Below are 25,464 nucleotides of genomic sequence, written 5' to 3' on the forward strand. Positions count from 1 at the left end.
ATCGACCCCGGTGGGCGATGACGTGGAAAGGCTCGACGCAGGGTGAGCCCGGACACGCCCATGGTGCCGATACCATGGTGCAATGACTGCAGTGCGCACCGGTGGAGACGACCCCGGCAAGGTCGCGATGCTCGGCCTCACCTTCGACGACGTCTTGTTGCTGCCCTCGGCGTCCGACGTCATTCCCAGCGACGTGGACACCTCGTCGCGGGTGACCAAGGACATCACCCTCAAGGTCCCGCTCGTGAGTTCGGCGATGGACACCGTTACCGAGGCGCGGATGGCCATCGCGATGGCGCGCGCGGGTGGCATGGGTGTGCTGCACCGCAATCTGTCGATCGAGGATCAGGCAGGGCAGGTGGAGACCGTGAAGCGCTCGGAGGCCGGCATGGTCACCGACCCGGTGACGTGCTCGCCGACCCACACCCTCGCCGAGGTCGACGCGATGTGTGCGCGGTACCGGATCTCCGGTCTCCCGGTGGTCGACGGTTCGGGTGAACTCGTCGGCATCATCACCAACCGTGACATGCGTTTCGAGGTCGACCAGTCGCGCCCGGTGTCCGAGGTGATGACCAAGGCTCCGCTGATCACCGCACAGGAAGGGGTCTCCGCGGAGGCCGCCCTCGGTTTGCTGCGTCGCAACAAGGTGGAGAAGCTGCCCATCGTAGACGGCAACGGCAAACTCACCGGCCTGATCACGGTCAAAGACTTCGTCAAGACCGAACAACACCCGTTGGCGACCAAGGATGCCGACGGCCGTCTGCTGGTCGGTGCTGCTGTGGGAACCGGTGACCCGCAATGGGATCGAGCGATGGCGCTGGCCGATGCAGGCGCCGACGTGATCATCGTGGACACCGCGCACGCGCACAACCGCCTCGTCCTCGACATGGTGGCCAAGCTCAAGGCCGAGGTGGGCGACCGGGTGCAGGTCGTCGGCGGCAATGTCGCAACCCGTGAGGCGGCCCTCGCGCTCGTCGAGGCCGGCGCCGACGCCGTCAAGGTGGGCGTGGGACCGGGGTCGATCTGCACCACCCGGGTCGTCGCGGGCGTCGGGGCACCACAGATCACCGCGATCCTGGAAGCGGTAGCCGTCTGCAAGCAGCATGACGTGCCGGTCATCGCCGATGGCGGTCTGCAGTACTCGGGCGACATCGCCAAGGCGCTCGCCGCCGGTGCGTCGACCGCCATGCTCGGCTCGCTGCTGGCGGGCACCGCAGAGGCACCGGGCGAGTTGATCCTGGTCAACGGCAAGCAGTTCAAGAGTTACCGGGGGATGGGCTCGCTCGGCGCGATGCAGGGGCGCGGTCAGGGCAAGTCGTACTCCAAGGACCGGTACTTCCAGGACGACGTGCTCGCCGAGGAGAAGCTGGTGCCCGAAGGCATCGAGGGCCGGGTCCCCTTCCGCGGGCCCCTCGGCCAGGTGATCCATCAGCTCGTCGGTGGCCTGCGCGCGGCGATGGGCTACACCGGGTCGTCGAGCATCACCGATCTGCACGACGCCCGCTTCGTCCAGATCACCGCGGCCGGTTTGAAGGAATCGCACCCGCACGACATCACACTGACCACCGAAGCGCCCAACTACTATTCCCGCTGACGCGCGTTTGCCCCGGTGTGATCCGGGGCACAACCGCGACCCAAACGTGTAGCAGAAAGGCGCAACGGTGCGTGACCTCGTCGACATCGGCATGGGGCGGACGGCCCGACGGACGTTCGAACTCGATGACATCAGTATCGTCCCGTCGCGGCGGACCCGGTCGTCCAAGGATGTGTCGACCGCCTGGCAGATCGATGCCTACCGCTTCGAGTCACCGATCCTGAGTCATCCCACCGACGCCTTGGTGTCGCCGTCGGCGGCGGTCGAACTGGGCCGCCTCGGCGCTCTCGGGGTGATCAACGGTGAAGGGCTGTGGGCCCGACACCGCGACGTGGACGCCAAACTCGAGGAATTGGCCGCGGTGGCCACCGACAACGCCGATCCGTTGGCCGCGATCCGGCTGCTGCAGCAACTGCATGCCGCACCGCTCGACCCCGACCTACTCGGTGCGGCGGTCGCCACGGTGCGCGACGCGGGTGTCACCACAGCCGTCCGCGTGAGTCCCCAGCATGCGCCCGAACTGACGCCGGCGCTGTTGCAGGCGGGTGTGGAGATCCTCGTCGTGCATGGCACCATCATCTCCGCCGAGCATGTGGCCCAGGCGGATCCGAACGACGGCCCGGTTCGCGAGCCGTTGAACCTGAAGACCTTCATCGCCGAACTCGACATCCCGGTTATCGCCGGTGGCGTACACGATCACCGGACCGCCCTGCATCTGATGCGCACGGGTGCGGCCGGCGTCATCGTCGGGTACGGCTCTGCCGAGGGCGCCACCACGACCGGCGAGGTACTCGGCATCGGGGTGCCGATGGCGACGGCGATCGCCGACGCGGCCGCGGCCCGGCGCGAGTACCTCGACGAGACCGGCGGCCGGTATGTGCACGTGATTGCCGACGGTGATATCCACACCTCCGGTGACCTGGCCAAGGCCATCGCCTGTGGTGCCGACGCGGCAGTTCTCGGTACACCGCTGGCCGCCGCCGCCGAGGCGCCCGGGCGCGGGTGGTACTGGCCGTCGGCCGCCGCCCACCCCGACACCCCACGCGGTGCTCTGTTGCAGGTCGCGACCGACGAGGACCGGCCCAGCCTGGAGTGTGTGCTGAACGGGCCGTCGCAGGACCCGTACGGCGAACTCAATCTCGTCGGCGCGCTGCGTCGTTCGATGGCCAAGGCCGGCTACAGCGATCTCAAGGAATTCCAGAAGGTGGGCCTGACCGTCCACGTCTGAGCAGTCATCCGTGATCACGCGGTTGGCTCCGGGTGCGGTAGCGCGGGAGGCGAGCGGCTCGGCGCGGGTACGGTCGGCGGGTCAGTCGAGGCCGCGGGCGATCAGCGTGTCGGCGAACCCGTCGGCGGTACGCAGCGCCGCGATGACCACCGGCGCGACGAGAATCCGTGCGCCGGGACGCAACCCGCGCGCCTTGCGGGCCTCGTCGACCTGCGCCACCACCTCGACCATGAGCGGGATGGACCGGATGGCCAGCGCCAGCGCCAGCGCGATGTGATCGACCCGCACTCCTCGCCGGGCCAGCGGCCGAAGCGCGGTGACGACGGCGTCGAGAATCGCCGAGGTCCTGGTGGTGAGGGTGACCGCGGCGGCCATCGCCACCGATGCCGCGAGGACGGCGCAGACGACCAGGGCACGCTGCCAATCGGTGAAGATCACCTGGAAGACGAAGACGAACACCACCACCCAGACGACCGGGCGCATCTGGCGCCACGCCTCACGCGGCCGGATGCCGCCGAGAGCGAACACGCCGAGCACTCCGAGCGCGAGGAACCCGACCGCGGCCGGCGTCCGTACGGTGATGCTGACCGCGAGGATCGCCGCACCCAGACCGAGCAGTTTGAGCCCTGCAGGAAGCCGATGCAGTGGTGAATGACCCGGCCGATAGACACCGAGGGCCGTCATGTCATCAGCCGACGGTAAGCGGTGACCGCCGCGGCGGGCTCGTCGTCGGCGACGACGCGGCCCTCGTCGAGCACGATGACCCGGTCGTAGTCGGCGACCATGTCCAGATCGTGTGTGAGCACCACCAGTTGTTCGTCCAGCGTCGTGAACACCGTGCGCAGCATCGCGCTGTTGCGGAGATCCAGCAGCGTGGTCGGCTCGTCGGCGACCAGCACCGATGGCCCGGTCACGAGCACCGAGGCCAGCGCGAGTAGTTGTTTTTGGCCACCCGAGAGCCGGTGCGCGGGGTGGTCGGCGTGATCGGCCAGCCCGAACTGCGCGAGCACCGCCGCGGCGCGCGCCGAGCGCTCAGCGCGGTCTCGGACGGTACGGGTGAGGGAGAGCTCGATGTCCTCGATGACGGTCGGCATGATGATCTGCCGATCGGGATCGCTGAAGATGAACCCGACCTCTTTGCGGACCCGACGTTTCTCCCGGGCAGCGTCGATCCCGTTGACCGTCACCGAACCGCGGTCGGGGACCACCAGAGCGTTGATCATTCGCGCCAGGGTCGACTTGCCGCTGCCGTTGGCGCCGATGATCCCGATCCGCCGCTCGCTCAGGGTCAGGTCGATGTCGTCGAGCACGACCCGGCCCTCGTAGGCGTGGCCGACACCACGGAAATCGATCATGGATCTGATTCGCTCACCGACGTCGGGTCAGTGGCGGCGGCGCAGCCGGATCGGGGCGATCAGTCCCGGGTAGGCGCGGTGCACCTGAGCGGCCACCAGCGCCGCGATCACAGCCTTGGCGATGTCGCCGGGAATGTAGATGCCATTGGTGGAGATGGCCGCCCACAGCGACAGATCGGTGCGCAGCAGCAACCCGATGACGCCGCACGCATAGATCACGACCATGCCACCGACGATGTTGATCGCAACGCCCCACACGATGCGATACCGCGGCATCATCACCGCGGTGGCCAGCCCGATCACCAGCACGGCGGGCAGAAAGCCCACGAAGAAGCCGGCTGTCGGGGAGGACAGTGCGACCAGTCCGCTGCGTCCACCGGCCAGGATGGGTAGCCCGGCGATAGCCAGTATGGCGAAGATGATCACCGCGAGCGTGCCCTTGCGCGGGCCGAGGATGGAACCCGCCAGCATCACGCCGAGGGTCTGCAGGGTGATGGGCACACCCGAGGAGCCGATGGTGATGGTGCCGGGTAGCCCGAGGGCCGCGATCAGCGCGGCGAACACGGCGGCCTGGGTGAGATCGGCCACCGACAGCGAGAAACGACGCGAGGACGATGGCGCGCCGGTGGTCGAAGACATGCCTGCATTATGTCTGGCGGCGTTGATCACTAAACTTACCGGGGTGACAGATTCTTCTTCCGCACCCCTTCCCGACGGTCCTCGCCCCGTGCTCGTCATCGACTTCGGTGCGCAGTACGCGCAGCTGATCGCCCGGCGGGTGCGTGAGGCGCGGATCTATTCGGAGGTCATCTCGCACGACGCGCCGCTCGCGGAGTTCGAGGCCCGTAAGCCGCTGGCACTGATCCTGTCGGGTGGGCCGGCGTCGGTGTACGCCGAAGATGCGCCCGCCCTCGACCCGGGTGTCTTCGACCTGGGGGTCCCGGTGTTCGGCATCTGCTACGGGTTCCAGGCCATGGCCCGCCAGCTCGGTGGGGAGGTGGCCAACACCGGCGGGCGTGAGTTCGGTCGGACCACGCTGACGGTGACCGGTGACGGAGTGCTGCACGAGGGACTGACCGAGACGCAGCCGGTGTGGATGAGCCACAACGATGCGGTGCAGCGGCCCCCGGAGGGTTTCATCGTCACCGGATCGACCCCGGGCGCGCCGGTGGCCGCGTTCGAGTGCGTCGACCGTCAAATGGCGGGTGTCCAATATCACCCGGAGGTACTGCACACCCCGCACGGTCAGCAGGTGCTGACGCGCTTCCTCTACGAGATCGCCGGTCTCGAGGCGACCTGGACCGCGGCCAACATCGCCGATGCGCTCATCGACGCGGTGGCCGATCAGATCGGCGACGGATTGGCCATTTGCGGACTGTCGGGCGGCGTCGACTCCGCGGTGGCGGCTGCCTTGGTGCAGCGGGCCATCGGCGATCGGTTGACCTGCGTGTTCGTTGACCACGGGTTGTTGCGGGCAGGCGAGCGGGAGCAGGTACAGCACGATTTCGTCGGCGCGACCGGCGCGAAGCTCGTCACCGTGGACGCCGCCGACACCTTCTTGTCCGAACTCGCCGGTGTCAGCGACCCGGAGACCAAACGCAAGATCATCGGTCGCGAGTTCATCAGATCCTTCGAAGGTGCGGTCACCGACGTGCTCGGTGATCACGCGTCCGATGGTGCCAAGGTCGAGTACCTGGTCCAGGGGACCTTGTACCCGGATGTCGTCGAGTCCGGTGGCGGCAGCGGTACGGCCAACATCAAGAGTCACCACAACGTGGGTGGTCTCCCCGAGGATCTGGAGTTCTCGCTGGTCGAGCCCTTGCGGCTGCTGTTCAAGGATGAGGTCCGGGCGGTTGGGCGGGAACTAGGTCTGCCCGAGGAGATCGTGGGGCGCCAGCCCTTCCCGGGGCCGGGTCTGGCCATTCGGATCGTCGGCGAGGTCACCGCCGATCGTCTGGCGATGTTGCGCAAGGCCGACCTCATCGCCCGTGAGGAACTCACCGCCGCCGGCCTCGACGGTCAGATCTGGCAGTGCCCGGTGGTGTTGCTGGCCGATGTGCGCAGTGTGGGGGTGCAGGGCGACGGCCGCACGTATGGCCATCCGATCGTGCTGCGCCCGGTGTCCAGTGAGGACGCGATGACCGCGGACTGGACCCGGGTGCCCTACGAGGTGCTCGAACTCATCTCGACGCGCATCACCAACGAGGTGCCCGACGTGAACCGGGTGGTTCTCGACGTCACGAGCAAGCCGCCGGGCACCATCGAGTGGGAGTGACTTCGGTCGATGGCGATCGATGGGTCATCGTCGTCGTGACGACCGTGCGCCGGTGACGATGAGCAGCAGGCCGATCACCAGGCCGGTGGCGACCGCGATCCATCCGAGGTCGCCGGCCGACGGTAGGTCCGGTCCACCGGCCAGTCCCCACGCCGCGACCGACAGGGCGGCGATTCCGAGGAGGACCAGACCTGGCGCGCGGTGCCGGGTATCGCTGCTCCCGGTGGTGCGGAGATCGGTGTCGTCGTCGTTCATCGGGTCACCTCCACATGTCCCACGTTGGTGTGCGCATCGATGGTGAGCACGGGTCCGTCGGTACCGTCGCGGCCGCCGTCGAGTCCGTCTGGGCAGACATAGTCGCCGACGTTCGCATCGCAGTTGGCGCTTATGTTGGTGTTCTCGCCCACCAGTACCTCGATCTCGCCGACGCCGTTTCGCAGTTCCACGGTGCGATCGGCGGTGATGTCCACACCGCGCAGGTCGAGCACCATCTTGCCCATCGTGAGGGAATACGCGTCGTCGATGTCGGATTCCGCGATCGGTGTCCACGTCCGCTCACCGACGCCTCCCGACGGCAGGTTCAGATGTCCGATACTGGTGGTCGCGATAACGGCGACGCCCAGGATTAGGGCGATCGGCACCAACCCGGCACTGTGCCCGCCGGCGTTGCGACGGCGTAGACCCGCATAGATCAGGCCGCCACCCACCACCGCGAGGGCCATCGAGACGATGCGTGCCGGGGTGAACCAGTCGACGCCGACCTGATGCAGTGCGGCACCGGCCGCGGCGACGATCACCGCGAGGCCGATCACCACGAGGGTCAGCGGCGAACGGCGTTGCGAGCGATGGTCGATCGCCTGTTCGGTGGCGGGTTCGGGCAGATCCCAGGCGAAGCGGGCGGTGCCCAGCGGATCCCAGGCCGGTGGGGTACGGCGCAACTCGTCGGTCGCGAAAACCTCTGCCGGTCCGGTGTCGGTCGGGGCGGCAGGCCCTGTGCCGGAAGCGCGTTGGGAGGCGACGTCAGGTGCTCCGGCCGTGAATGCCCCGGGCCCGAACGCCGATTGCCCGGGAGGAGAGGTCGACGGACCTGCGGGTGGTGCGGCAGAACCGGGGGAGTTCGTCGGGGTGGCGGGAGCGGCACCGCTCGGACCGGTCATCATCGCCCGTGGAATCCACGGCTGCAGTGGGCCATCGGTGCGGGCCGCGACCACGTCGGGCGTGACCGGGTGATGAGTGTCGACGCTGGTGCCCGCCGGCGGTTCCGGTGTGCGCTGGTAGAGCAGCCACCAGCCCAGCAGCATCAGTGCTGCGCCGAGGAGGCCACCAGAACTCCACGTGGTGTTGGGGCCGAATGAGGTGAGCACGATGATCGCGAGCACGATCAGCAGGATCAGCTGTGGATTGCGGTGACGCCGATGGCGCGAATGCTGTTGCGTGGGGCCGTGGATGAACTCGCCGTGCCGAATCGAGCCGAGCTCGTCGTGCTGCTTGTTCTCACTCGGCGTGGCCACCCACGCGGCGATGTACAGCACGAGGCCGCTACCGCCGAACAGCGTCGCCACCACGAATGCGATCTTGACCAGCGTCGGGTCGACGCGGTACCGCGCGCCGATGCCGGCACACACACCGGCGACGGTGCGGTTGGTGCTCGGTCGAATCGGCCGGGTCGCCCACAACCCCTCGAACTGCTTGGTGTCCATGGTCTCCATCGTGGCGACTCGGACGTGCCACCACATCGGGGGAGGACCCTGAGAAAGTCCCTGATGTGCGGGGCGGGTCGGTCGTGCCACTATCGAGGTGTGAGTGGTTCCCCCGTGCCCGCGGCCTCGAGCCCGTCGACGTCGGCCCAGTTGCCGACGCCGCGACTGATGCGTCGCGACGGCGGTCGGGTCATCGCCGGGGTCGCGGGAGGCATCGCCGATCACCTCGGTGTGGACGCCTTTCGCGTGCGGGTGGTGTTCATGGTGCTCGCCGCGCTCGCCGGAGCCGGTGTGCTCGCCTACGGGCTGCTGTGGTTCTTCTGTCCGCCCGGTCGCGACACCGCACCGCCCGGACCTGGTGAGCGTCGGCAGGCCTATGGCCTCGCGCTGGTCGGGCTGGTCGCGATGTCGGTGGTCGGCTTCGCCACCTCCGGCACACCGGCGGCCTATCTGGTCCCGTTCGTCTTCGTGGTGATCGGTGCGAGCCTCGTGTGGCGGGAGTTCGACACCTCGCACAGCACACCCCGCACCCCGTTGCTCACCTGGACGCGCTTCATCGGCGGCGCATTGTTGGTGATCGGCGGTCTGGTGGTGATCGTGCTGGCCGGCGACCGGTCGTTCGGGGGGTTGTCGACGACGTTGCTCGCGGTGGTCGCCACCCTGATCGGGGTGGTACTGCTGACCGTGCCACTGTGGATGCGGATGTGGCGTGCGCTCAACGAGGAACGGGCCGCACGCATCCGTAACGCCGAACGCGAGGAGATCGCCTCGCATCTGCACGACTCCGTGTTGCAGACGCTCGCGTTGATACAGAAGCAGGCGGGCAGACCGGAGGAGGTCGCCCGGCTCGCGCGAAGTCAGGAACGTGAACTGCGCGGCTGGTTGTTCGGTGATCCCGCCCAACGCGCGGGTTCGCTGTCGGCGAGTTTGCAGGAGGTCGGCGCGGAGGTCGAGGACCACTACGGCATCGAGGTCGACGTGATCACGGTCGGCGACCTGCGCCCGGAGGATGAACCCGCTGCGCAGCGACGCCGCTGGGCGGCGTTGGTGGCGGCGACACGCGAGGCCTTGATCAACGCCGCCAAGCATTCCGGGGAGCGCAAGGTGGATGTCTACGGGGAGGTGACCGACGACCAGGTCGAGGTGTTCGTGCGCGATCGGGGCATCGGTTTCGACCCCGAACTCGTCGATGGCGATCGGCACGGCATCACCCGTTCGATCACCGCCCGGATGCATCGCGCAGACGGGGAGGCCACCATCGATTCGGCGCCCGGACGTGGCACCAACGTCCGGCTCGTGATGCCCCGCGAATCCGGTGGGGGACACGCCGATCCCGACGGCGGTTCGGTGGATAAGGGTGCCGGACAGACGGGTTCGGCCGGAACCGCAGACAATACAAGTGGCGCGGGCCGGCCCTCACATCTCGACGCAGGACAGACCAGGGAGGCATCGTGACGACGGAATCCACGGACGCGGCGGTGTGTCGGATCTTTCTGGTCGACGACCATGCGGTGTTTCGTTCCGGCGTGCGAGCCGAGCTGTCCTCGGAGCCGGGTCTGGCGATCGCGGGCGAGGCGGGCACGGTGGCCGAGGCGGTGGCGGGCATCCTCGCCGTAGCGCCCGACGTCGTTCTGCTCGACGTGCACATGCCGTCGGGCGGAGGGGTGGCCGTGTTGCGTGGGGTCACCGACGCGATCACCGATGGCCCGCCGCCGGTGTTCTTGGCGCTCAGCGTGTCCGACGCCGCCGAGGATGTCATCGCGACGATCCGGGCCGGTGCGCGTGGCTATGTCACCAAGACCATCGACGGGGCGGCGCTCGCCGACGCCGTGCGGAGGGTCTCCGATGGGGATGCGGTGTTCAGTCCGCGCCTGGCCGGATTCGTGCTCGACTCGTTCACCGGCAAGTCCGCTGCGCCCGAGCCGCCTCTCGATCCGGAACTCGACTCGCTGACCAAGCGGGAACTCGAGGTGCTACGGCTGCTGGCGCGCGGTTACACCTACCGGGAGATCGCCGACGAGCTGTTCATCTCGATCAAGACGGTCGAGACGCATGCCTCCAATGTGTTGCGCAAGACCCAACAGTCCAACCGAAACGCGTTGACCCGATGGGCGGCCACCCGCCACATCGGCTAGCCCCAGCACTCCGGGCCGTTCACCCGGCTACGACGAGGATCAGCACCACCACGACGATCAGCGCGAGGACCGCACCGATGCCGACGGCGAGCATCGTCGGCGACAATCCCGACGGGCCTGAGCGCCCCAGCCCGGTCCGGTCCGAGGGCTGATGGGTCCCGGATTCTGTTGCCGTCGACACCGCCGACACTCGGTCGTCGGCGTGCGGGGAGGCAGCGGGCGGTCGGGCCGGCAGCGGTCCCCCGACCGGGAGGTGGGTGCCGGTGGGATGCGTTCGTGGTGGACGCGGCGATCGCTGGGCCCATGTGGGCAGTCCGCCATCCGGTGTGGTGATCGGGCTGGTCAGCACGTGGCGGACCGAACCACGTTCACCCGCAGCGACTTCGGCGAGCAGGTCGCGTGCCTGGGCCATGGTCGGTCGCCGCGACGGGCTCGGTTCCAGCAGCCGTAGCAGTACCGGCTCGACTGCGCCGGCCCGCGTCATCGGGTTGATGCGGGCGCGAGCGACCTTGTGCAGCAGGGCAAGTGAATCGTCGTCTACGCCGAACGGTGGTTGTCCCTCGACCAGGGTGTAGACCGTTGCGCCGAGTGAATACACATCCGACGCCTCGGTGGGTTCGGCGCCACGGGCAACCTCGGGTGCGAAGTATGCCGGCGTCCCGGTGATCACACCGGAGCCGTGCAGACTGACCTCGTCCTTGAGGCGGGAGATCCCGAAGTCGGTGATCTTGACCAGACCGGCGGTGCGGCCGGTGGTGGTCACGAGCAGATTGCCCGGTTTGATGTCACGGTGGATGATGCCGGCGGTGTGTGCGGTGGCCATGGCGTCGGCCACCTGGGCGCCGATCTGCGCCGCTTGTCGTACATCGAGAGTCTTTGTGGTGTGCAGGATCTGCGCGACGCTGCGGGATGGGAGATACTCCATCACCAGCCAGGGCTCACCGCTGTCGAGGGCGACGTCGTGCATCGCGATGGCGTTGCGATGGACGAGTTTGGCGGCTATCCGACCCTCGCGCATGGCGCGTTGTCGGATGTTCTCGGCGGTTTCTTCGCTGAGGCCCTCGGTGGAGACCACTTGCTTGACCGCGACGTCCCGGTCGAACAGCTGATCGCGGGCCAGCCAGACCGCGCCCATGCCGCCGCCGCCTATGCGTGACCGCAATCGATACCGTCCGGCGACCAGATACTGGGGACCGGGCGTGCGATGGTGGTCCGGGGTGGTCGGCATAGGCTGCATGATAGTCGTGCCGTCGAGACAGGGTGCGACGCTTGACAGCGTCATCGCACATATGTTCGACTTCGGGTATGCGGTGGTCCGATCAGGGGGTCGGGGTCGACGACGGTGCTCTGCCCGGCTTGGGAAAGGCGGGTCTGGTGCGGTCGGTGCAGACCCCTGAGTTCGAGGGAGTCACGTTCCACGAGGTGCTCGCCAAGAGTGCGCTCAATCAGGTTCCCGACGCCGCGAATCTGCCGTTCCGTTTCACTGTCAACACCTTTCGCGGCTGCACGCACGCTTGTCGATACTGTTTTGCCCGGCCGACCCATGAGTACCTGGATCTCGACGCCGGCCGTGACTTCGACAGCCAGGTGGTGGTGAAGCTCAATGTCGCCGCGGTGCTGCGCAAGGAACTGCGGCGGCGATCGTGGACCCGGGAGACCGTTGCGCTGGGGACCAACACCGACCCCTATCAGCGCGCCGAGGGGCGTTATCGGCTGATGCCGGGGGTGATCTCGGCGCTTGCGGAGTCCGCGACACCCTTCTCGATCCTGACCAAGGGCACGTTGTTGCGTCGCGATCTGCCGTTGTTGCGGCAGGCGGCGCAGAAGGTGCCGGTGAGCATCGGGATCTCACTGGCCTTCTATGATGCCGAGCTGCAGAAGGCGATCGAACCGGGCACACCCTCGCCCAAGGCAAGGCTGGAGCTGATCCGGGCGGTGGCCGATGCGGGATTCGCGCCGCATGTGATGGTCGCGCCGGTGATCCCGTATCTGACCGACTCGGTGTCTCATCTCGAGAGCCTGATCGCGGCCCTCGCCGATGCCGGTGCCGCCGGTGTCACCGCCTTCCCGATGCATCTGCGCGGTGCTACGAAGCCGTGGTTTCTGGAGTGGCTGGCTGCCGAGCATCCGGCGCTGGTGCGTCGGTACCGCGGCCTCTACGGCCGGGGTGCCTATGTGACCCCGGAGTACTCGGCGTGGTTGGCCGCTCGGATGCGCCCCCTCGTCGAACGTCACGGGTTGTCGGGTGCGGCCGGCCTGCGGGCCGCGGCGTCGGCCGGTGCCCCTGCCCCCGGTCCGACGCCAGAGGCGCTCACCCTCTTCTGAGTTCCGCCGTGCCGCGTGCGGCCGTGCGCGTCGCCGCCGTGCTTCGCGTGCTCGATGTCGGCCTCCTCCGTGTGTTGCGGGGGCGTCTGGGTTCTGGGTGGAACAACGATCGGGCGCATGCCGCTGACCTCGCGCGTTGCGGTTGTCGGTGGTGCGCCCTAGTATCGAAATCACTCGAAAACATGTTCGAACGCACGTGCATCTTCCCGGCGCGCTATTGCGGAAAGTCGCTGGTAGGAGGCTGTATGAGTGTGTCGTTGGAGGTTTCCGAGAACGGTTCGGAGAACCCCCGTGTCCGCCGTTCGACAGACGGTGAACTGGACCGTCTCCGGCGTCGGATCGCGGCGATGTCGGGGCAGCCGGACCGGCCGGCGATGCGGGTGTCCGATCCGTCCGACGAGGTCCTGCCGGTCCCGGCCGCGATCGCCGATCTGTTGCCGCGCGGTGGCCTGGGCCGCGGTGGTGTGCTCACGGTCGATGGCGCGCGGTCGGTGTTACTGGCGGTGATCGCATCGGTGAGCGGCGCGGGATGTCAGGTGGGACTGGTGGGTATGCCGCACCTCAACCTGGGGGCGGTGACCGGACTCGGCGGCGATCTGGCCCGTATCGCCACGGTGCCAGAGCCGGGTGTCGACCCGGTCGAGGTGGCCGGCGTGCTACTCGACGGGATGGATCTGGTCGTGCTGGATCTGGCCGGCGCCGCGGTGCCGCCCGCGCGGACCCGGGTGATGATGGGACGGCTGCGTAAACAGAAGTCGGTGCTGCTGATCACCGGTGGTTCCTGGCCGGGTGCGCACCTGCGGCTGGTGACCGAGGTCGTCACCTACCGGCATCTACCGGGTGCCGATTCCGCAGATCTGGCGACGGCGCGGCCGGGGGTCGGCCGGATCGGTGGGATGATCCTTCGGCTGACGGTCGCCGATCGCGGTGCGCGTCGTGTGGTCGGCGAGATCGAGATGCGGACAAGCGGATACGGTGCGGGCCGGCAGGTGGAACTGGCTGCGTCATCGACCGGCCCCCGCTTGGCGGTGGCGAACTGATGTCCGAGCTGACCACGGCACCGGAGCTCGGCTCACCGGAACCACCGGGAGCGTCGCAGGCATCGGGAGCGTCGGAGAAGCGCATCCTCGCCTTGTGGTGCCCGGACTGGCCTGCGACCGCGGCGGCGATCGCCGCGGATCTGCCGCCACATCACCCGGTCGCCGTCCTCCACGCCAATCGGGTGGTGGCCTGTTCGGCGCCGGCGCGGATGGCCGGGGTGCGGCGTGGCATGCGTAAGCGGCAGGCGCAGTCGGCCTGTCCGGAGATGACGGTGATGGCCGGCGACGACCACCGGGATGGTCGGGTGTTCGAGCCGGTGGTCGCGGTGGTGGCAGATCTGGTGCCCGTCGTCGAGGTGTTGCGGCCGGGGCTGCTGGTGGTGCCCGCGGGGAGGGCCGCCCGGTATTTCGGGGACGAGCACGTGCTGGTCGAGAAGCTGATCGATGCGGTGGCGGCGGGCGGGGTGGAGGTCCAGGGCGGGATCGCCGACGAGTTGTTCACCGCCGTGCTGGCTGCCCGTGGTGGGCATCATGTGCCGCCGGGCGGTGACGCTGCGTATCTGGCCGATCGACCTGTCGGCGACCTCGCGGTGGAGCCGAGCCTGAGCGATCCGGCTCGTGTCGAGCTGGTGGAACTGCTGCGCAGACTGGGGATCTCCACCATCGGGGCCTTCGCGATGATGTCGGTCCGCGACGTCGCCACCCGGTTCGCCGCCGACGCGGTGGTGGCTCATCGGTTGGCCAACGCCGCACCCGGCAGGCCGCCTTCGGGACAGGTTGCCCCGGCCGACCTGATCATCGAGCACCGGTGTGATCCGCCGATCGACCGGGTGGACTCGGCTGCTTTTCTCGGGCGCCGACTGGCCGACGAACTGGCCGGACGTCTGGCGGCGGCGTCGGCGGCGTGTACGCGGCTCACCGTGGAAGCGGTCACCGAACGAGGGCAGCGCCATGCCCGGACCTGGCGGTGTGCGCAACCGCTGACACCGGAGGCCACCGCCGACCGAATCCGATGGCAACTCGAGGGGTGGCTGACCGGCGGGCGTCCCGGGGCCGACGACCGACCGGATTCCCCGGTGGCACTGCTGCGTCTCGAGCCCATCGAGGTGGTCGGTGCGGGTACGTTGCAATACTCGTTGAGCGGCAACGGTTTACCCGAGGACCCGGAGATCGGTGAACGGGCCCGGCGCGCTCTTGTGCGGGTTCAGGGTCTGCTCGGCGGCGATGCCGTGCAGCTCCCCGTCACGAGCGGAGGCCGCGGCCCCGCGGACCAGATCACCCTGGTGGCGCTCGGCGAGGAGCGGCTACCGTCACGGGATCCGGCGGCACCATGGCCGGGTGGACTACCCCAACCGACCCCGGCGGTGCTGATGGCGACACCGATCCAGGTGTTGGACATGCTGGGCACCCCGGTGGAGGTCACCGGTCGGGGCGGTTTCTCCGCCGAGCCCACCACGATTCAGATGGCGTCGGACGGTCGGCGACGACGCAGCTGGGAACTGCGGTGGTGGGCCGGACCGTGGCCGAGCGGGCTCGACGACGATGACCCCACCGGGATGACCGCCCGAGCTCAGGTGCTGCTCGATGATTCGCGTGCCCTGCTCCTGCGCTATCGGGCGCGGAGCTGGGTGGTGGAGGGAGTGTATGAGTGATGTGGTCAGCTGTTGGCGCCGCGGGCGATCACCGGCCATCGGTCCGCAGGCCCATCGGCCATCGGCACGACGAGTTCATCGACCAGATTGACTGCGGTACACACATGATTGGGCACCATGCGCACCGTCGTGCCGGGATCGGGAATCAACACTGCCGGGTGGTCGATCGGAAAGTCGATGACTGCGTGGTGTTCCGACAGCGAGGTGACGACAGCCGTCGGGGCTTCGAGGAGGCGACCGAACCCCGACGTCCAGGCGGGTCGGTCCGCGCCCACGATCTTGCTGCCCGCATCGATGACGATCCGGGTACCGCTGCGGTGTACCACGGTGGCGATCGCCGTCAGCGCGACATCGTCGGCGGTGCACGACCCGAGCTCGAGCTGCTGTGCATCGTTGAACGGGTAGACCCCGGGACGGATCTCGGTGAGCACCTCGGCGCTCGCGAAGCCGATCGTCGGGGTGGAGCCGCCGCTGCGCACCACCGGGTCGATCCCGTTGTCGCGCAGTGATCGGGCTGCCTGCGTCAGGGCCTCGAACTCGTCGTCGGCGGCGCGTCGACGGGCCGGGCCGGGGCCGTAGCCGTGGCCGGGGAAGGTGAACACGCCGACGACGTGCAGCCCGAGGTCGTCGGCAGCGCGGGCAAGGGCTCCGGCTTTGTCGGCGACAACTCCGGTCCGGTGCTGACCGGAGTCGACCTCCACGACCACCTCCACCGGGACATCCGTCAACACGGCAGCGAGTTGTCGTGCACCGGCCACCGAGTCGATCGCCAGGCGCAGCCGGGTTCGGCGGGCGAGTGAACGCAGCCGTGCACCCTTGTGCTCGGTGACCCACAAGGGGTAGGCGATGAACAGGTCGGAGACCGTCGGCGCCAGAGCGTCGGCGAAGGCTTCCGCCTCGCCGATCGTCGCCACCGTCAGGCCCACTGCGCCGGAATCGATTTGGCGTCGGGCGAGCTGTGCACACTTGTGGGTCTTGGCATGGGGCCGAAGGTCGATGCCGAGCTCGCGTGCGCGATCGGCGACCGCGGTGAGGTTGCGGTCCAGGCGAGCGAGGTCGACCGACAGGAAGGGCGTGTCGTCGGCCATCGACTCATCTGTCATGGACGACGATCGTAGCCGGTGGCCTGTCCGAGTGCGGCGGCCGATTCGCCGAACAGCAGGTATTCCTGGTGCAGGAGCCGCGCGGTCAGACCCGGAGCGATCCGATGCCCGAACTCGGCCAGTGACCCCATCGCGGAGTTGATCCGGCGCGGGCGGTCGACGATGCCATGCAGCACCCGCGACGCCGCTTTGTCCACGCCCCAGACGCCGGCCTGGTCCTCATAGGCCTCGGTCGGAGCGATCATGCGGGTGCGGACCAGTGGTAGCCGGACATTGGTGAATGTCACGTGATCGGACAGGGTCTCGACCCCGACGACGTCACTGAAGGCCTCCAGCGCCGCTTTCGACGCCGCATACGCACCGAACCGAGCCGTTCTGGACTGCACCGCGATGGAGGTCACGTTCACGATATGGCCGGATTGCCGGGCCACCATATGTGGTAGCAGCGCGAGGATCAGGTTGACCGCACCGAAGTAGTTGACCGCCATGACCCGCTGGTAGTCGTGCATCCGATCGGTGGCGTTGATGGTGGCCCGGCGGATGGAGCGACCCGCGTTGTTCACCAGCACGTCCACGTGATCATGTTCGGCGAGAACTCTTTTGACCATGCCGGTGACGGATTCGGTGTCGGTGACGTCGCATTGATAGGCGCTCACGCGGCCGGGAGGCACCCCGTCCTTGCTAGGGGTCGCGGAGAGTTCGGACACGGCCGCATCGAGTCCCGCCGGATCTCGTGCCACGATCATCACGTTCGCGCCGCGGGCCAGACACATCCTGGCCGCAGCCTTGCCGATTCCCGCCGAGCCGCCGGTGATCAGGATGTTCTTGCCGACCAGTGGCCCGCGTGGATCCTGCCGCCGATGTCGTGCGGGGTCGAGGTGTTCGGCCCAGTAGGACCACAGCCGTGGCCCGTACTCCTCGAGGTCGGGCAGCGTGATGCCGAGACCGTGCAGAACGGTGGCAGTGGCGTCCGCACGGAAGTCCGCGGTCAGTGCGACGGTGTCCAGCAGCGCCGGCGGGACACCCTGCTGGGTGGCCAGTAGATCGCGGCCGACCCGCAGCGGACCGGTTCCCGCCAACCGCAGCATCGGTTCGACGATGGCGTTCGGCACCACGGTGTGCCCGCGCGGTCCGTCGAATCCCGGTGCGATCGCGTTGTACATGTCGGTGATCGTCCGTCGCCGTGGGTCGGCGAGGTGATGGACGAGGCCGCTGTGTTCCGGATCGAGCGCGCACAGCGCGACGAGCGAGGCGACCACATAGTCGACCGGGACGATGTTGGTGTTTCCCAGATCGGGCATCGGCAGTGGCAGCGACGAGGGCAGCGCGCCGAGCAGTTGCAGGTGGCCGAAGAAGTAGTAGGGTCCGTCGACCTTGTCCATCTCACCGGTACGGGAGTCGCCGACCACTACCGACGGACGATAGATGCGCCAGCGCAACCCTTCTCGGTTGCGAACCAGACGCTCGGCCTCGAACTTGGTGCGGTGATACGGCGTGGGGAACCCCTGACCGGTGTCGAAGTCGTCCTCGGTGTAGGTGCCGCGATGATCGCCGGCCACCGCGATAGACGAGACATGGTGCAGAAGCGCGTCGGCGGCCATCGCGAAGTCGGCCACGCGTGCGGTGCCCTCGACGTTGGCGGTGTGCTGCACATCGGCGTCCGCGGTCATGTCGTAGATGGCCGCGAGATGGATGACGTGATCGATGTCGGGCAGTTCGTCGGCGTCGAGGCCGAGTCCGGCAGCAGTGAGATCGCCGACCACCGGCAGGACGCGTCCCGTGCTGTCGGCGGAGGCCAGGAATTCGCTGAACCGCGACAGCGTGGCGCCCCGTACCAGCGCGATGATCCGTGTGTCGGACTCGACGGCCAGGAGGCGTTCGATGACCCGACGGCCGATGAAGCCGGAACCGCCGGTGATGAAGTAGGTCGTCATGGGTATGGATCCGATCTCGAGGGGATACTGGACCAGGCGATGAGTTCTTACTTCACGGTAAGAACGCTGTTGATAGACAGGGTGACACTTACATTGACGAATGGCAACATCGGTGAACACGCATGTCGGCCCGAGGTCGACGCCGATCGTCGCGGCATCGACGACCTGGTGGCCGCGGCGTTCGGCCGTCGGGCGGAAGCGGATCTGGTCAGCGCGCTGAGGCGCGACCGCGCCGCCTGGATTCCGCAGCTGTCGTTCGTGGCCGTCGACGACGCAGACTGCGTCGCGGCGTACGCGCTGTTGACGCGCTGCCGGGTGGGCGACCGGGCGGCGCTGGCGCTGGCGCCGTGCGCGGTGTGGCCGTCGATGCAGAACTCCGGACTCGGGACACTGGTCACGCGAGCTGCGCTCGACGCCGCACGTGGGCGGGTCGAGGCCGGCGCCGAGGAGAACCTCGTCGTGGTCCTCGGGCATCCGGGGTTCTATCCGCGATTCGGATTCCGGCGCGCGTCGGAGGTCGGCGTCGCCGCGCCGTTCGAGGTCCCCGACGAGGCGCTGATGTTTCTGGCTCTCGACCCGACCCGTTCGACGCCCGCGGGGATGATCGACTATCCGCCTGCCTTCGGGGTGTGAGCTCGCGCTTGATTCATCGAACGCATGTTCGATAAACTTCCTCGGTGGGTTGGGATCAAGGACCGCCGACATGGTCGGAGATGGAGCGGGTGCTCTCCGGTCGTGCGCCGGACGGACGACGTCCGGGCGAGGCCTTCGGTCCCGGTGACAACGCCGGTGACGGCAACGACAGTCCGGCGTGGTCGCGCAAGCGGGGGGCCTACCGCGCCGACGGGGTCGAACGGGGCCGATCGTCGGTGCCATTCGCCGAACTGCATGCGCACAGCGCCTACAGCTTCCTCGATGGTGCCTCGATGCCCGAGGAGATGGTGGAGGAGGCGCAACGTCTCGGCCTGTCCGCACTGGCCCTGACCGATCACGACGGTTTCTACGGGATCGTGCGATTCGCCGAGGCGGCACGCGAATTCGAGCTGCCCACGGTGTTCGGTGCCGAACTCTCCCTGGAACCCGACGCCGCGCGGACCGGCGTCCCCGATCCGCCGGGTGAGCATCTGCTGGTACTCGCCCGTGACAGCGAAGGATATCGGCGGCTGTCGCGGACCATCGCCGACGCGCACATGCGTGCGGGGGAGAAGGGGTTGCTGCGCTATGACTCCGATGCCCTGCCGGACATGGCAGGTGGACACTGGTTGATCCTCACCGGATGCCGGAAAGGGGCGGTGCGCCGCGCGTTGGACCGGGGTGGTCCGCAGGCGGCGCGAGATGCGCTGGCCGGGCTGGTGCAGCGGTACGGGGTCGATGACGTCGTCGTGGAACTCACCGCGCAGGGGTTGCCCGACGACGATGAACGCAACGCGGTCCTGGCCGGGTTGGCCGGCGAGTTCGGGCTGGCGACGGTGGCGACCACCGGTGCGCATTTCGCCGGTCCGCGGCGACGTCGACTGGCCACGGCCGTTGCCGCGGTCCGTGCCCGCACCGATATCGAGACCATCGACGGCTGGCTGCCGGGGGTGGGCGGAGCACATCTGCGCAGCGGCGACGAGATGGCCCGGTTGCTGCCGGGCCACCCGGAGGCCATCGACAACGCGGTCGGTCTGGCGACCGACTGCGCGTTCCGGCTCGGTCTGATCGCGCCGCAGCTACCGCCGTTCGATGTACCCGCCGGGCACACCGAGAACAGCTGGTTGCGGGAGAAGGCGATGGCCGGGGCGTTGCGTCGCTACGGCCCGCCGAGTGCTCATCCGCAGGCTTACCGGCAGATCGAGCACGAACTCGCCATCATCGAGACCCTCACCTTCCCGGGTTATTTCCTGGTGGTCGCCGACATCGTCGATTTCTGCAAGGCCAACGACATCCTGTGTCAGGGCCGTGGCAGCGCGGCGAACTCCGCGGTCTGCTATGCCCTCGGGATCACCAATGTCGATCCGGTGGCCAACAAGTTGCTGTTCGAGCGGTTTCTCGCGCCGGAGCGGGACGGTCCGCCGGATATCGACGTGGACATCGAATCCGACCGCCGCGAAGAGGCGATCCAGTACGTCTACCGTCGATACGGTCGCGACTACAGCGCGCAGGTCGCCAACGTCATCACCTATCGCGGTAAGTCCGCGGTTCGCGACATGTCGCGGGCACTGGGATATGCGACCGGCCAGCAGGACGCCTGGAGTCGCGCGCCCGACGAGGCGCCTGCCGACGTCACCCGACTCGCCGGTGAGATCCTGGGTATGCCAAGACATCTGGGTATCCACTCGGGTGGGATGGTGATCTGTGACCGGCCGATCGCCGACGTGTGTCCCACGGAGTGGGCGCGGATGGCCGACCGCAGTGTCCTGCAGTGGGACAAGGACGACTGCGCCGCGATCGGACTGGTGAAGTTCGACCTGCTCGGTCTGGGGATGCTCTCGGCGTTGCACTACGCGATCGATCTGGTGGCCGAGCACAAAGGGATCGAGGTCGATCTCGCCACACTCGATCTCACCGAACCCGAGGTGTACGAGATGCTCTGTCGCGCAGATTCGGTCGGCGTCTTCCAGGTGGAGTCGCGTGCCCAGATGGCGACCCTGCCGCGGCTGCGACCGCGTACCTTCTACGACCTGGTGGTGGAGGTCGCGCTGATCCGTCCCGGTCCCATCCAGGGTGGGTCGGTGCATCCCTACATCCGGCGCCGCAACGGTGCCGAGGAACCCACCGTCGAACATCCGTCGATGCGTAAGGCACTCGACCGGACCCTGGGGGTGCCGTTGTTCCAGGAGCAGCTGATGCAGTTGGCGGTCGATGTGGCCGGATTCGACGCGTCGGAGGCCGACCAGTTGCGGCGTGCGATGGGGTCCAAGCGCTCACCGGAACGGATGGAGCGGCTGCGCCGGCGGTTCTACGCCGGGATGCAGGAACTGCACGGGATCACCGGGGAGATGGCCGACCGCATCTTCGAGAAGATGGCGGCATTCGCGAATTTCGGTTTCCCGGAGAGTCATTCGCAGAGCTTTGCGTCGCTGGTGTTCTATTCGTCGTGGTTCAAGCTGCACCATCCGGCCGCGTTCTGCGCGGCGCTGCTACGGGCGCAGCCGATGGGTTTCTACTCGCCGCAATCGCTGGTCGCCGATGCCCGGCGTCACGGTGTGCGGGTTCATCGACCCGACATGAACAGGTCGTTGGCGCATGCGACCCTGGAGAACGCGGGCCTCGAGGTCCGTCTGGGTCTGGGTGGAGTGCGTGGCGTCGGTGCCGACGTTGCCGACCGGATCGTCGAATGTCGCACTCGAGAAGGGGATTTCGCCGACATCGCGGATGTTTCCCGGCGGGCCGGTCTGACGGTCGCGCAACTCGAGGGGCTCGCCGGTGCAGATGCGTTCGGCTGTTTCGGGATGAGTCGGCGGCAAGCGCTCTGGGAGGCCGGGGCGGCCGCGACGGTCCGCTCGGATCAACTGCCACTCGAGGCGGCTGCCCCCACGCCGACGCTTCCGGGGCTTTCGGATGTGGAACTCGCGGCCACCGACGCGTGGGCCACCGGGATCACCCCGACGTCGTATCCGACCCAGTTCCTGCGGCCGCGGTTGGCGGCGATGGGCGTGATCCCCGCGGATGGTCTTTTGACGGTCGCCGACGGTTCGCGCGTCCTGGTGGCCGGTGCGGTGACTCATCGACAGCGTCCGGCCACCGCGTCCGGCGTGACGTTCATCAACCTGGAGGACGAAACCGGAATGGTCAATGTGGTGTGCTCGGTCGGGCTGTGGACGCGGCACCGGAATCTGGCACACTCGGCCTCGGCGTTGCTGATCCGGGGCACCGTGCAGAATGCCGAGGGGGCGGTGACGGTGGTGGCAGAGCGTTTGCAGCGCTTGGATCTTCGAGTGGGAACACGTTCGCGTGACTGGCACTGACACATACTGGCCCGAGGATGGAAGTAGGGAAACCGTCATGGGGAAACAGATCGTGGTGACCGTGAAGCCGGGCAGCCGCAAAGGGCCGTTGGTGGAGACGAATCCGGCGGGATCGATGACCGTCTACGAGCGCGAGCCGGCAGCGGAGGGACAGGCCAACAAGGCGGTCGCCGAGATCCTCGCCGACCATCTCAGGGTGCCCAAAAGTCGCATCGCACTCGTGGGCGGCGCGACATCGCGCACCAAACGGTTCCGCATCGACTGAGGTGCGCGCCGCGTCCCTCACACCGCGCCGGTGAACCCGTTCTGCCGCCAGGCCTCGTACACGACGATGCTGGCGGCGTTGGCCAGGTTGTGCGACCGACGACCGTCGAGCATCGGAATCCGCAGACGGTCGGTGATCTGCGGTTGGTCGAGGACGTCGTCGGACAGGCCGGTCGGCTCGGGACCGAACAGCAACACGTCGCCGGGCCGATAGTCGACGTCGGTGTGATAGCGCGAGGTGTGGGCGGTGAATGCGAACACCCGTTCCGGCTGCAGCGTCTCCCATGCCGCCGTCAGATCGGGATGTACTGTCACGGTCGCCATCTCGTGGTAGTCGAGTCCGGCTCGTTTCACCTGTGCATCGGACATGTCGAATCCCAGCGGCTCGATGAGGTGCAACTCGCACCCCGTGTTGGCGGCCAGCCGGATCGCGTTGCCGGTATTCGGCGGAATGCACGGCTGATAGAACATGATGCGGAACATGATCGGCGAGTCTAGCCAGTGTCGCGAGTCCAGAACTTCTGGCCGCAGCTTCTGCTTCCGGTCGCAGTTTAGGCCCCAAGCCGGAACCCGGAACTGCGGCCAAAACGGTTACGGGTCGAGCGTGAAGGGGGTGTTGGCGCCGCAGAGGACCACGCACAGTGTGGTGTCTGGTGCGGCGGTGACCTGGCCGGTGCAGATGGCGGCGACCGCAGACGCGGTGCCGTGTTCCACCAGGATCCGGTAGTCGGTCCACAGCATCCGACGAGCCGCGATCAGGTCGGCATCCGACACCGTCACGCTGGTCACCTCGCGGCCGGCGATCGTGGCCCAGCAGATGTCGCCGAGGCGGGTGGCACCCAGGGAATCGGCCGCGACACTGTCCAGCTCCACCGGTACCGGTCGGCCGGCGTCGATGGCCTGGTGCAGACACGACGCCCCGATCGGTTCGACCCCGACCATCCGGTCACCGGGTCCCGTCGCGGCGGTCATGCCGCCGAGCAGTCCGCCCCCACCGACACAGACCACGCAGGTCAGCGGACCGTCCACGTCCTCGGCGAGCTCGAGACCGATGGTCCCGGCACCGGCAACGATGTCGGGCAGGTCATAGGCGTGCAGTGCCAGCGCACCGGAGCGCCGGATCATCTGCGCAGCCGCGTCGGCCGCGTCCTGGTAGCGCCGACCGATCAAATGAACATCAGCGCCCAACGCTCGCAGCCGCTCCACTTTCACCGTCGGCGCGGTCTCGGGGATTACAACGGTGCAGCGGCAACCGGCGATCCGGCCCGCCCAGGCCGCGCCGATCGCGGCATTGCCGCCCGAGGCCACCAGCACGCCGGCATCGTCGAGTCGTCCATCGTTTGCGGCATGCAGGACCGCGTTGAGGCTGCCGCGCGCCTTGAAGCACCCGCCGAGCTGCAGATACTCCAGCTTGATGACCACCTCGACGGGCCCGTCCACCGTGGGCAGTGCAGTTCGAAGCGTCGGCGTGCGCCGCAGATGCCCCGCGATCCGGTCTTGTGCCGCGATGACATCGGCTCGGGTCACGGCGTCGTTCGACATCGGATGAGTGTCCACGTCCGGTCACGCTAGTCGGAGTGGAACAATGGTCTCCCGTGACCGCGATACGACTAGACGGCAAGGCCACTCGCGACGAGATCTTCACCGACCTCGGAGCCCGCGTGGAGAAGTTGCGGGCCGCCGGCATCACCCCGGGCCTCGGCACGGTCCTCGTCGGTGACCACCCCGGATCGCAGTCGTATGTGAAGGGCAAGCACTCCGACTGCGCGCGGATCGGGGTGGCCTCGATCCGCAAGGACCTGCCGGCGGACGCGACAACCGAGGAACTCAACGCGGCCATCGACGATCTCAACGCCGATCCGGCATGTACCGGCTACATCGTGCAGTTGCCCTTGCCGCGGCACCTCGACGAGAACGCGGCACTCGAGCGGATCGATCCCGACAAGGACGCCGACGGTCTGCATCCCATCAACCTCGGGCGACTGGTTCTCGGCAAGGAGGCGACGCTGCCGTGTACGCCGCGCGGCGTCGTGCATCTGCTGCGGCGATACGACATCCCGATCGCCGGGGCGCGGGTCACCGTGATCGGGCGCGGCGTCACCATCGGTCGCCCGATCGGGCTGTTGCTGACCCGCCGCAGTGAGAACGCCACTGTCACGCTCTGTCACACCGGCACGCGTGACCTCGCGGCGGAAGTTGCCCGCGCCGACATCGTCGTGGCCGCCGCCGGCGTGCCGCACCTGATCACCGCGGACATGGTGAAGCCGGGTGCCGCCGTCATCGACGTGGGCGTCAGCCGCACGGATGCCGGACTCACCGGCGATGTGGCTCCCGACGTATGGGAGGTGGCCGGACACGTGTCGCCCAACCCCGGTGGCGTCGGGCCGCTGACTCGCGCGTTTTTGCTGGTCAATGTGGTGGAACGGGCAGAGGCGCAGCTGGCCGAACGGGCCCGGGTGGGAACGTCGGGGTGACGCCGGCCGACCGGGACCCTACGGCCCGCGGCTCCGTCACCAGGGTCCGGCGTGGCCGCAACGCAGCGCGGTTGCGCCGCTACCTGGTGCAGATTCCGTACTTCGTCGTGTTGCTCGGTCTGCTCGCCGCAGCGGTGCTCGTGTTGTTCGACCGCTGGCGTCGCGGCGCTTTCGTCTTCGGGTCGGTCTTGCTGCTCGGTGCCGTGTTACGTGCCTTCATTCCAACCTCAAGAGTGGGATTGTTGCAGGTCAGAAGTAAATTCTTTGACGTCGCCGTGATGGCGTCGGTGGGCTCGCTGATCTTGTGGCTGGCGACGTCCATCGATCCGTTGGGCACAGATTGATTACAATAGAGATCAACATGTGACCTGACGGCCCCCGACCGGGGACAACACAGCTGGAGAAAACGCATCACTTCGACGATCACCACCGACG

Annotated in this window: 23 protein-coding genes; 13 read left to right on the top strand and 10 right to left on the bottom strand. The window is 68.0% G+C overall.

Translation table 11 applies throughout. From position 1 onward, the window contains the following. The first annotated feature begins 82 nt into the window (after positions 1-82). Positions 83-1,594, top strand: a complete 1,512-nt coding sequence (gene guaB, locus L1892_RS11430; RefSeq protein WP_235723706.1) for an IMP dehydrogenase — start codon at positions 83-85, stop codon at positions 1,592-1,594. Between the two features lie 67 nt (positions 1,595-1,661). Beyond that, the gene (locus tag L1892_RS11435; RefSeq protein WP_235723707.1) at positions 1,662-2,822 is read left to right on the top strand and encodes a GuaB3 family IMP dehydrogenase-related protein; all 1,161 of its coding nucleotides are present in this window, start codon (positions 1,662-1,664) and stop codon (positions 2,820-2,822) included. Between the two features lie 81 nt (positions 2,823-2,903). Here L1892_RS11435 and L1892_RS11440 read toward each other — a convergent pair whose 3' ends face one another. The 3 genes from L1892_RS11440 to L1892_RS11450 are packed head-to-tail and all read right to left on the bottom strand — an operon-like array spanning position 2,904 to position 4,816. Continuing rightward, positions 2,904-3,506 (bottom strand): energy-coupling factor transporter transmembrane component T family protein, encoded by a 603-nt coding sequence (locus L1892_RS11440; protein ID WP_235723708.1) that lies wholly within the window; start codon positions 3,504-3,506, stop codon positions 2,904-2,906. Next, positions 3,503-4,177: an energy-coupling factor ABC transporter ATP-binding protein gene (locus L1892_RS11445; protein WP_235723709.1), complete on the bottom strand. Its 675-nt coding sequence runs from the start codon at positions 4,175-4,177 to the stop codon at positions 3,503-3,505. The genes L1892_RS11440 and L1892_RS11445 overlap by 4 nt, the downstream gene beginning before the upstream one ends. 27 nt (positions 4,178-4,204) lie before the next feature. After that, entirely contained in the window at positions 4,205-4,816 is a 612-nt protein-coding gene (locus L1892_RS11450) for a biotin transporter BioY (RefSeq protein ID WP_235723710.1), read from the bottom strand. On the opposite strand from L1892_RS11450, the gene guaA reads away from it, so the two are divergent. Continuing rightward, a complete protein-coding gene (gene guaA / locus L1892_RS11455; protein WP_268900204.1) occupies positions 4,815-6,452 on the top strand; it encodes a glutamine-hydrolyzing GMP synthase in 1,638 nt (545 codons plus the stop codon). The genes L1892_RS11450 and guaA overlap by 2 nt on opposite strands. 24 nt (positions 6,453-6,476) lie before the next feature. On the opposite strand, the gene L1892_RS11460 is transcribed toward guaA, so the two are convergent. Together L1892_RS11460 and L1892_RS11465 are read right to left on the bottom strand one after the other, a co-directional pair. Further along, positions 6,477-6,707, bottom strand: coding sequence for a hypothetical protein (locus L1892_RS11460; RefSeq protein ID WP_235723712.1), 231 nt, complete (start codon positions 6,705-6,707; stop codon positions 6,477-6,479). Continuing rightward, a complete protein-coding gene (locus tag L1892_RS11465; RefSeq protein ID WP_308191701.1) occupies positions 6,704-8,152 on the bottom strand; it encodes a PspC domain-containing protein in 1,449 nt (482 codons plus the stop codon). Before L1892_RS11465 ends, L1892_RS11460 begins: the two co-directional genes overlap by 4 nt. A 168-nt stretch (positions 8,153-8,320) precedes the next feature. On the opposite strand from L1892_RS11465, the gene L1892_RS11470 reads away from it, so the two are divergent. Continuing rightward, positions 8,321-9,607, top strand: coding sequence for an ATP-binding protein (locus tag L1892_RS11470; RefSeq protein WP_235723757.1), 1,287 nt, complete (start codon positions 8,321-8,323; stop codon positions 9,605-9,607). Further along, the gene (locus tag L1892_RS11475) at positions 9,604-10,287 is read left to right on the top strand and encodes a LuxR C-terminal-related transcriptional regulator (RefSeq protein WP_308191702.1); all 684 of its coding nucleotides are present in this window, start codon (positions 9,604-9,606) and stop codon (positions 10,285-10,287) included. The genes L1892_RS11470 and L1892_RS11475 overlap by 4 nt, the downstream gene beginning before the upstream one ends. Before the next feature lie 19 nt (positions 10,288-10,306). Here the strand turns inward: L1892_RS11475 and L1892_RS11480 are convergent, their stop codons facing one another. Beyond that, entirely contained in the window at positions 10,307-11,515 is a 1,209-nt protein-coding gene (locus tag L1892_RS11480) for a serine/threonine-protein kinase (RefSeq protein ID WP_235723713.1), read from the bottom strand. Between the two features lie 77 nt (positions 11,516-11,592). Between L1892_RS11480 and L1892_RS11485 the strand changes: the two genes are divergently transcribed. From L1892_RS11485 to L1892_RS11495, 3 genes are all read left to right on the top strand, one after another. Then, positions 11,593-12,612, top strand: coding sequence for an Rv2578c family radical SAM protein (locus tag L1892_RS11485; RefSeq protein WP_235723714.1), 1,020 nt, complete (start codon positions 11,593-11,595; stop codon positions 12,610-12,612). 245 nt (positions 12,613-12,857) lie between these two features. Continuing rightward, entirely contained in the window at positions 12,858-13,652 is a 795-nt protein-coding gene (gene imuA' / locus L1892_RS11490) for a DnaE2-dependent mutagenesis accessory factor ImuA' (protein ID WP_235723715.1), read from the top strand. Next, positions 13,652-15,304 carry a DNA polymerase Y family protein gene (locus tag L1892_RS11495; protein ID WP_235723716.1) on the top strand — a complete coding sequence of 551 codons (1,653 nt, stop codon included), beginning with the start codon at positions 13,652-13,654 and terminating at the stop codon, positions 15,302-15,304. The genes imuA' and L1892_RS11495 overlap by 1 nt, the downstream gene beginning before the upstream one ends. A gap of 5 nt (positions 15,305-15,309) precedes the next feature. On the opposite strand, the gene L1892_RS11500 is transcribed toward L1892_RS11495, so the two are convergent. Further along, positions 15,310-16,407 (bottom strand): alanine racemase, encoded by a 1,098-nt coding sequence (locus tag L1892_RS11500; RefSeq protein WP_235723717.1) that lies wholly within the window; start codon positions 16,405-16,407, stop codon positions 15,310-15,312. Next, positions 16,404-18,341, bottom strand: a complete 1,938-nt coding sequence (locus L1892_RS11505) for an SDR family oxidoreductase (protein ID WP_235723718.1) — start codon at positions 18,339-18,341, stop codon at positions 16,404-16,406. Before L1892_RS11505 ends, L1892_RS11500 begins: the two co-directional genes overlap by 4 nt. An 81-nt stretch (positions 18,342-18,422) precedes the next feature. On the opposite strand from L1892_RS11505, the gene L1892_RS11510 reads away from it, so the two are divergent. The 3 genes from L1892_RS11510 to L1892_RS11520 are packed head-to-tail and all read left to right on the top strand — an operon-like array spanning position 18,423 to position 22,556. After that, positions 18,423-18,974 (top strand): GNAT family N-acetyltransferase, encoded by a 552-nt coding sequence (locus L1892_RS11510; protein ID WP_235723719.1) that lies wholly within the window; start codon positions 18,423-18,425, stop codon positions 18,972-18,974. A 44-nt stretch (positions 18,975-19,018) separates the two neighbouring features. After that, positions 19,019-22,291, top strand: coding sequence for an error-prone DNA polymerase (locus L1892_RS11515; protein WP_235723720.1), 3,273 nt, complete (start codon positions 19,019-19,021; stop codon positions 22,289-22,291). A 37-nt stretch (positions 22,292-22,328) separates the two neighbouring features. Continuing rightward, positions 22,329-22,556 (top strand): DUF167 domain-containing protein, encoded by a 228-nt coding sequence (locus L1892_RS11520; RefSeq protein ID WP_235723721.1) that lies wholly within the window; start codon positions 22,329-22,331, stop codon positions 22,554-22,556. Between the two features lie 17 nt (positions 22,557-22,573). On the opposite strand, the gene L1892_RS11525 is transcribed toward L1892_RS11520, so the two are convergent. Then, the gene (locus L1892_RS11525) at positions 22,574-23,038 is read right to left on the bottom strand and encodes a tRNA (cytidine(34)-2'-O)-methyltransferase (protein ID WP_235723722.1); all 465 of its coding nucleotides are present in this window, start codon (positions 23,036-23,038) and stop codon (positions 22,574-22,576) included. Between the two features lie 108 nt (positions 23,039-23,146). After that, a complete protein-coding gene (locus tag L1892_RS11530) occupies positions 23,147-24,097 on the bottom strand; it encodes a serine/threonine dehydratase (protein ID WP_235723723.1) in 951 nt (316 codons plus the stop codon). A 53-nt stretch (positions 24,098-24,150) separates the two neighbouring features. On the opposite strand from L1892_RS11530, the gene L1892_RS11535 reads away from it, so the two are divergent. Next, on the top strand, positions 24,151-25,029 hold the full coding sequence (locus L1892_RS11535) for a bifunctional methylenetetrahydrofolate dehydrogenase/methenyltetrahydrofolate cyclohydrolase (RefSeq protein WP_235723724.1): 879 nt from the start codon (positions 24,151-24,153) through the stop codon (positions 25,027-25,029). After that, positions 25,026-25,373 carry a DUF3017 domain-containing protein gene (locus L1892_RS11540; protein ID WP_372475002.1) on the top strand — a complete coding sequence of 116 codons (348 nt, stop codon included), beginning with the start codon at positions 25,026-25,028 and terminating at the stop codon, positions 25,371-25,373. Before L1892_RS11535 ends, L1892_RS11540 begins: the two co-directional genes overlap by 4 nt. The last annotated feature ends 91 nt before the right edge of the window (positions 25,374-25,464 follow it).

Origin of the sequence: Gordonia tangerina (assembly GCF_021556435.1) — a bacterium.
Classification (GTDB): domain Bacteria; phylum Actinomycetota; class Actinomycetes; order Mycobacteriales; family Mycobacteriaceae; genus Gordonia; species Gordonia tangerina.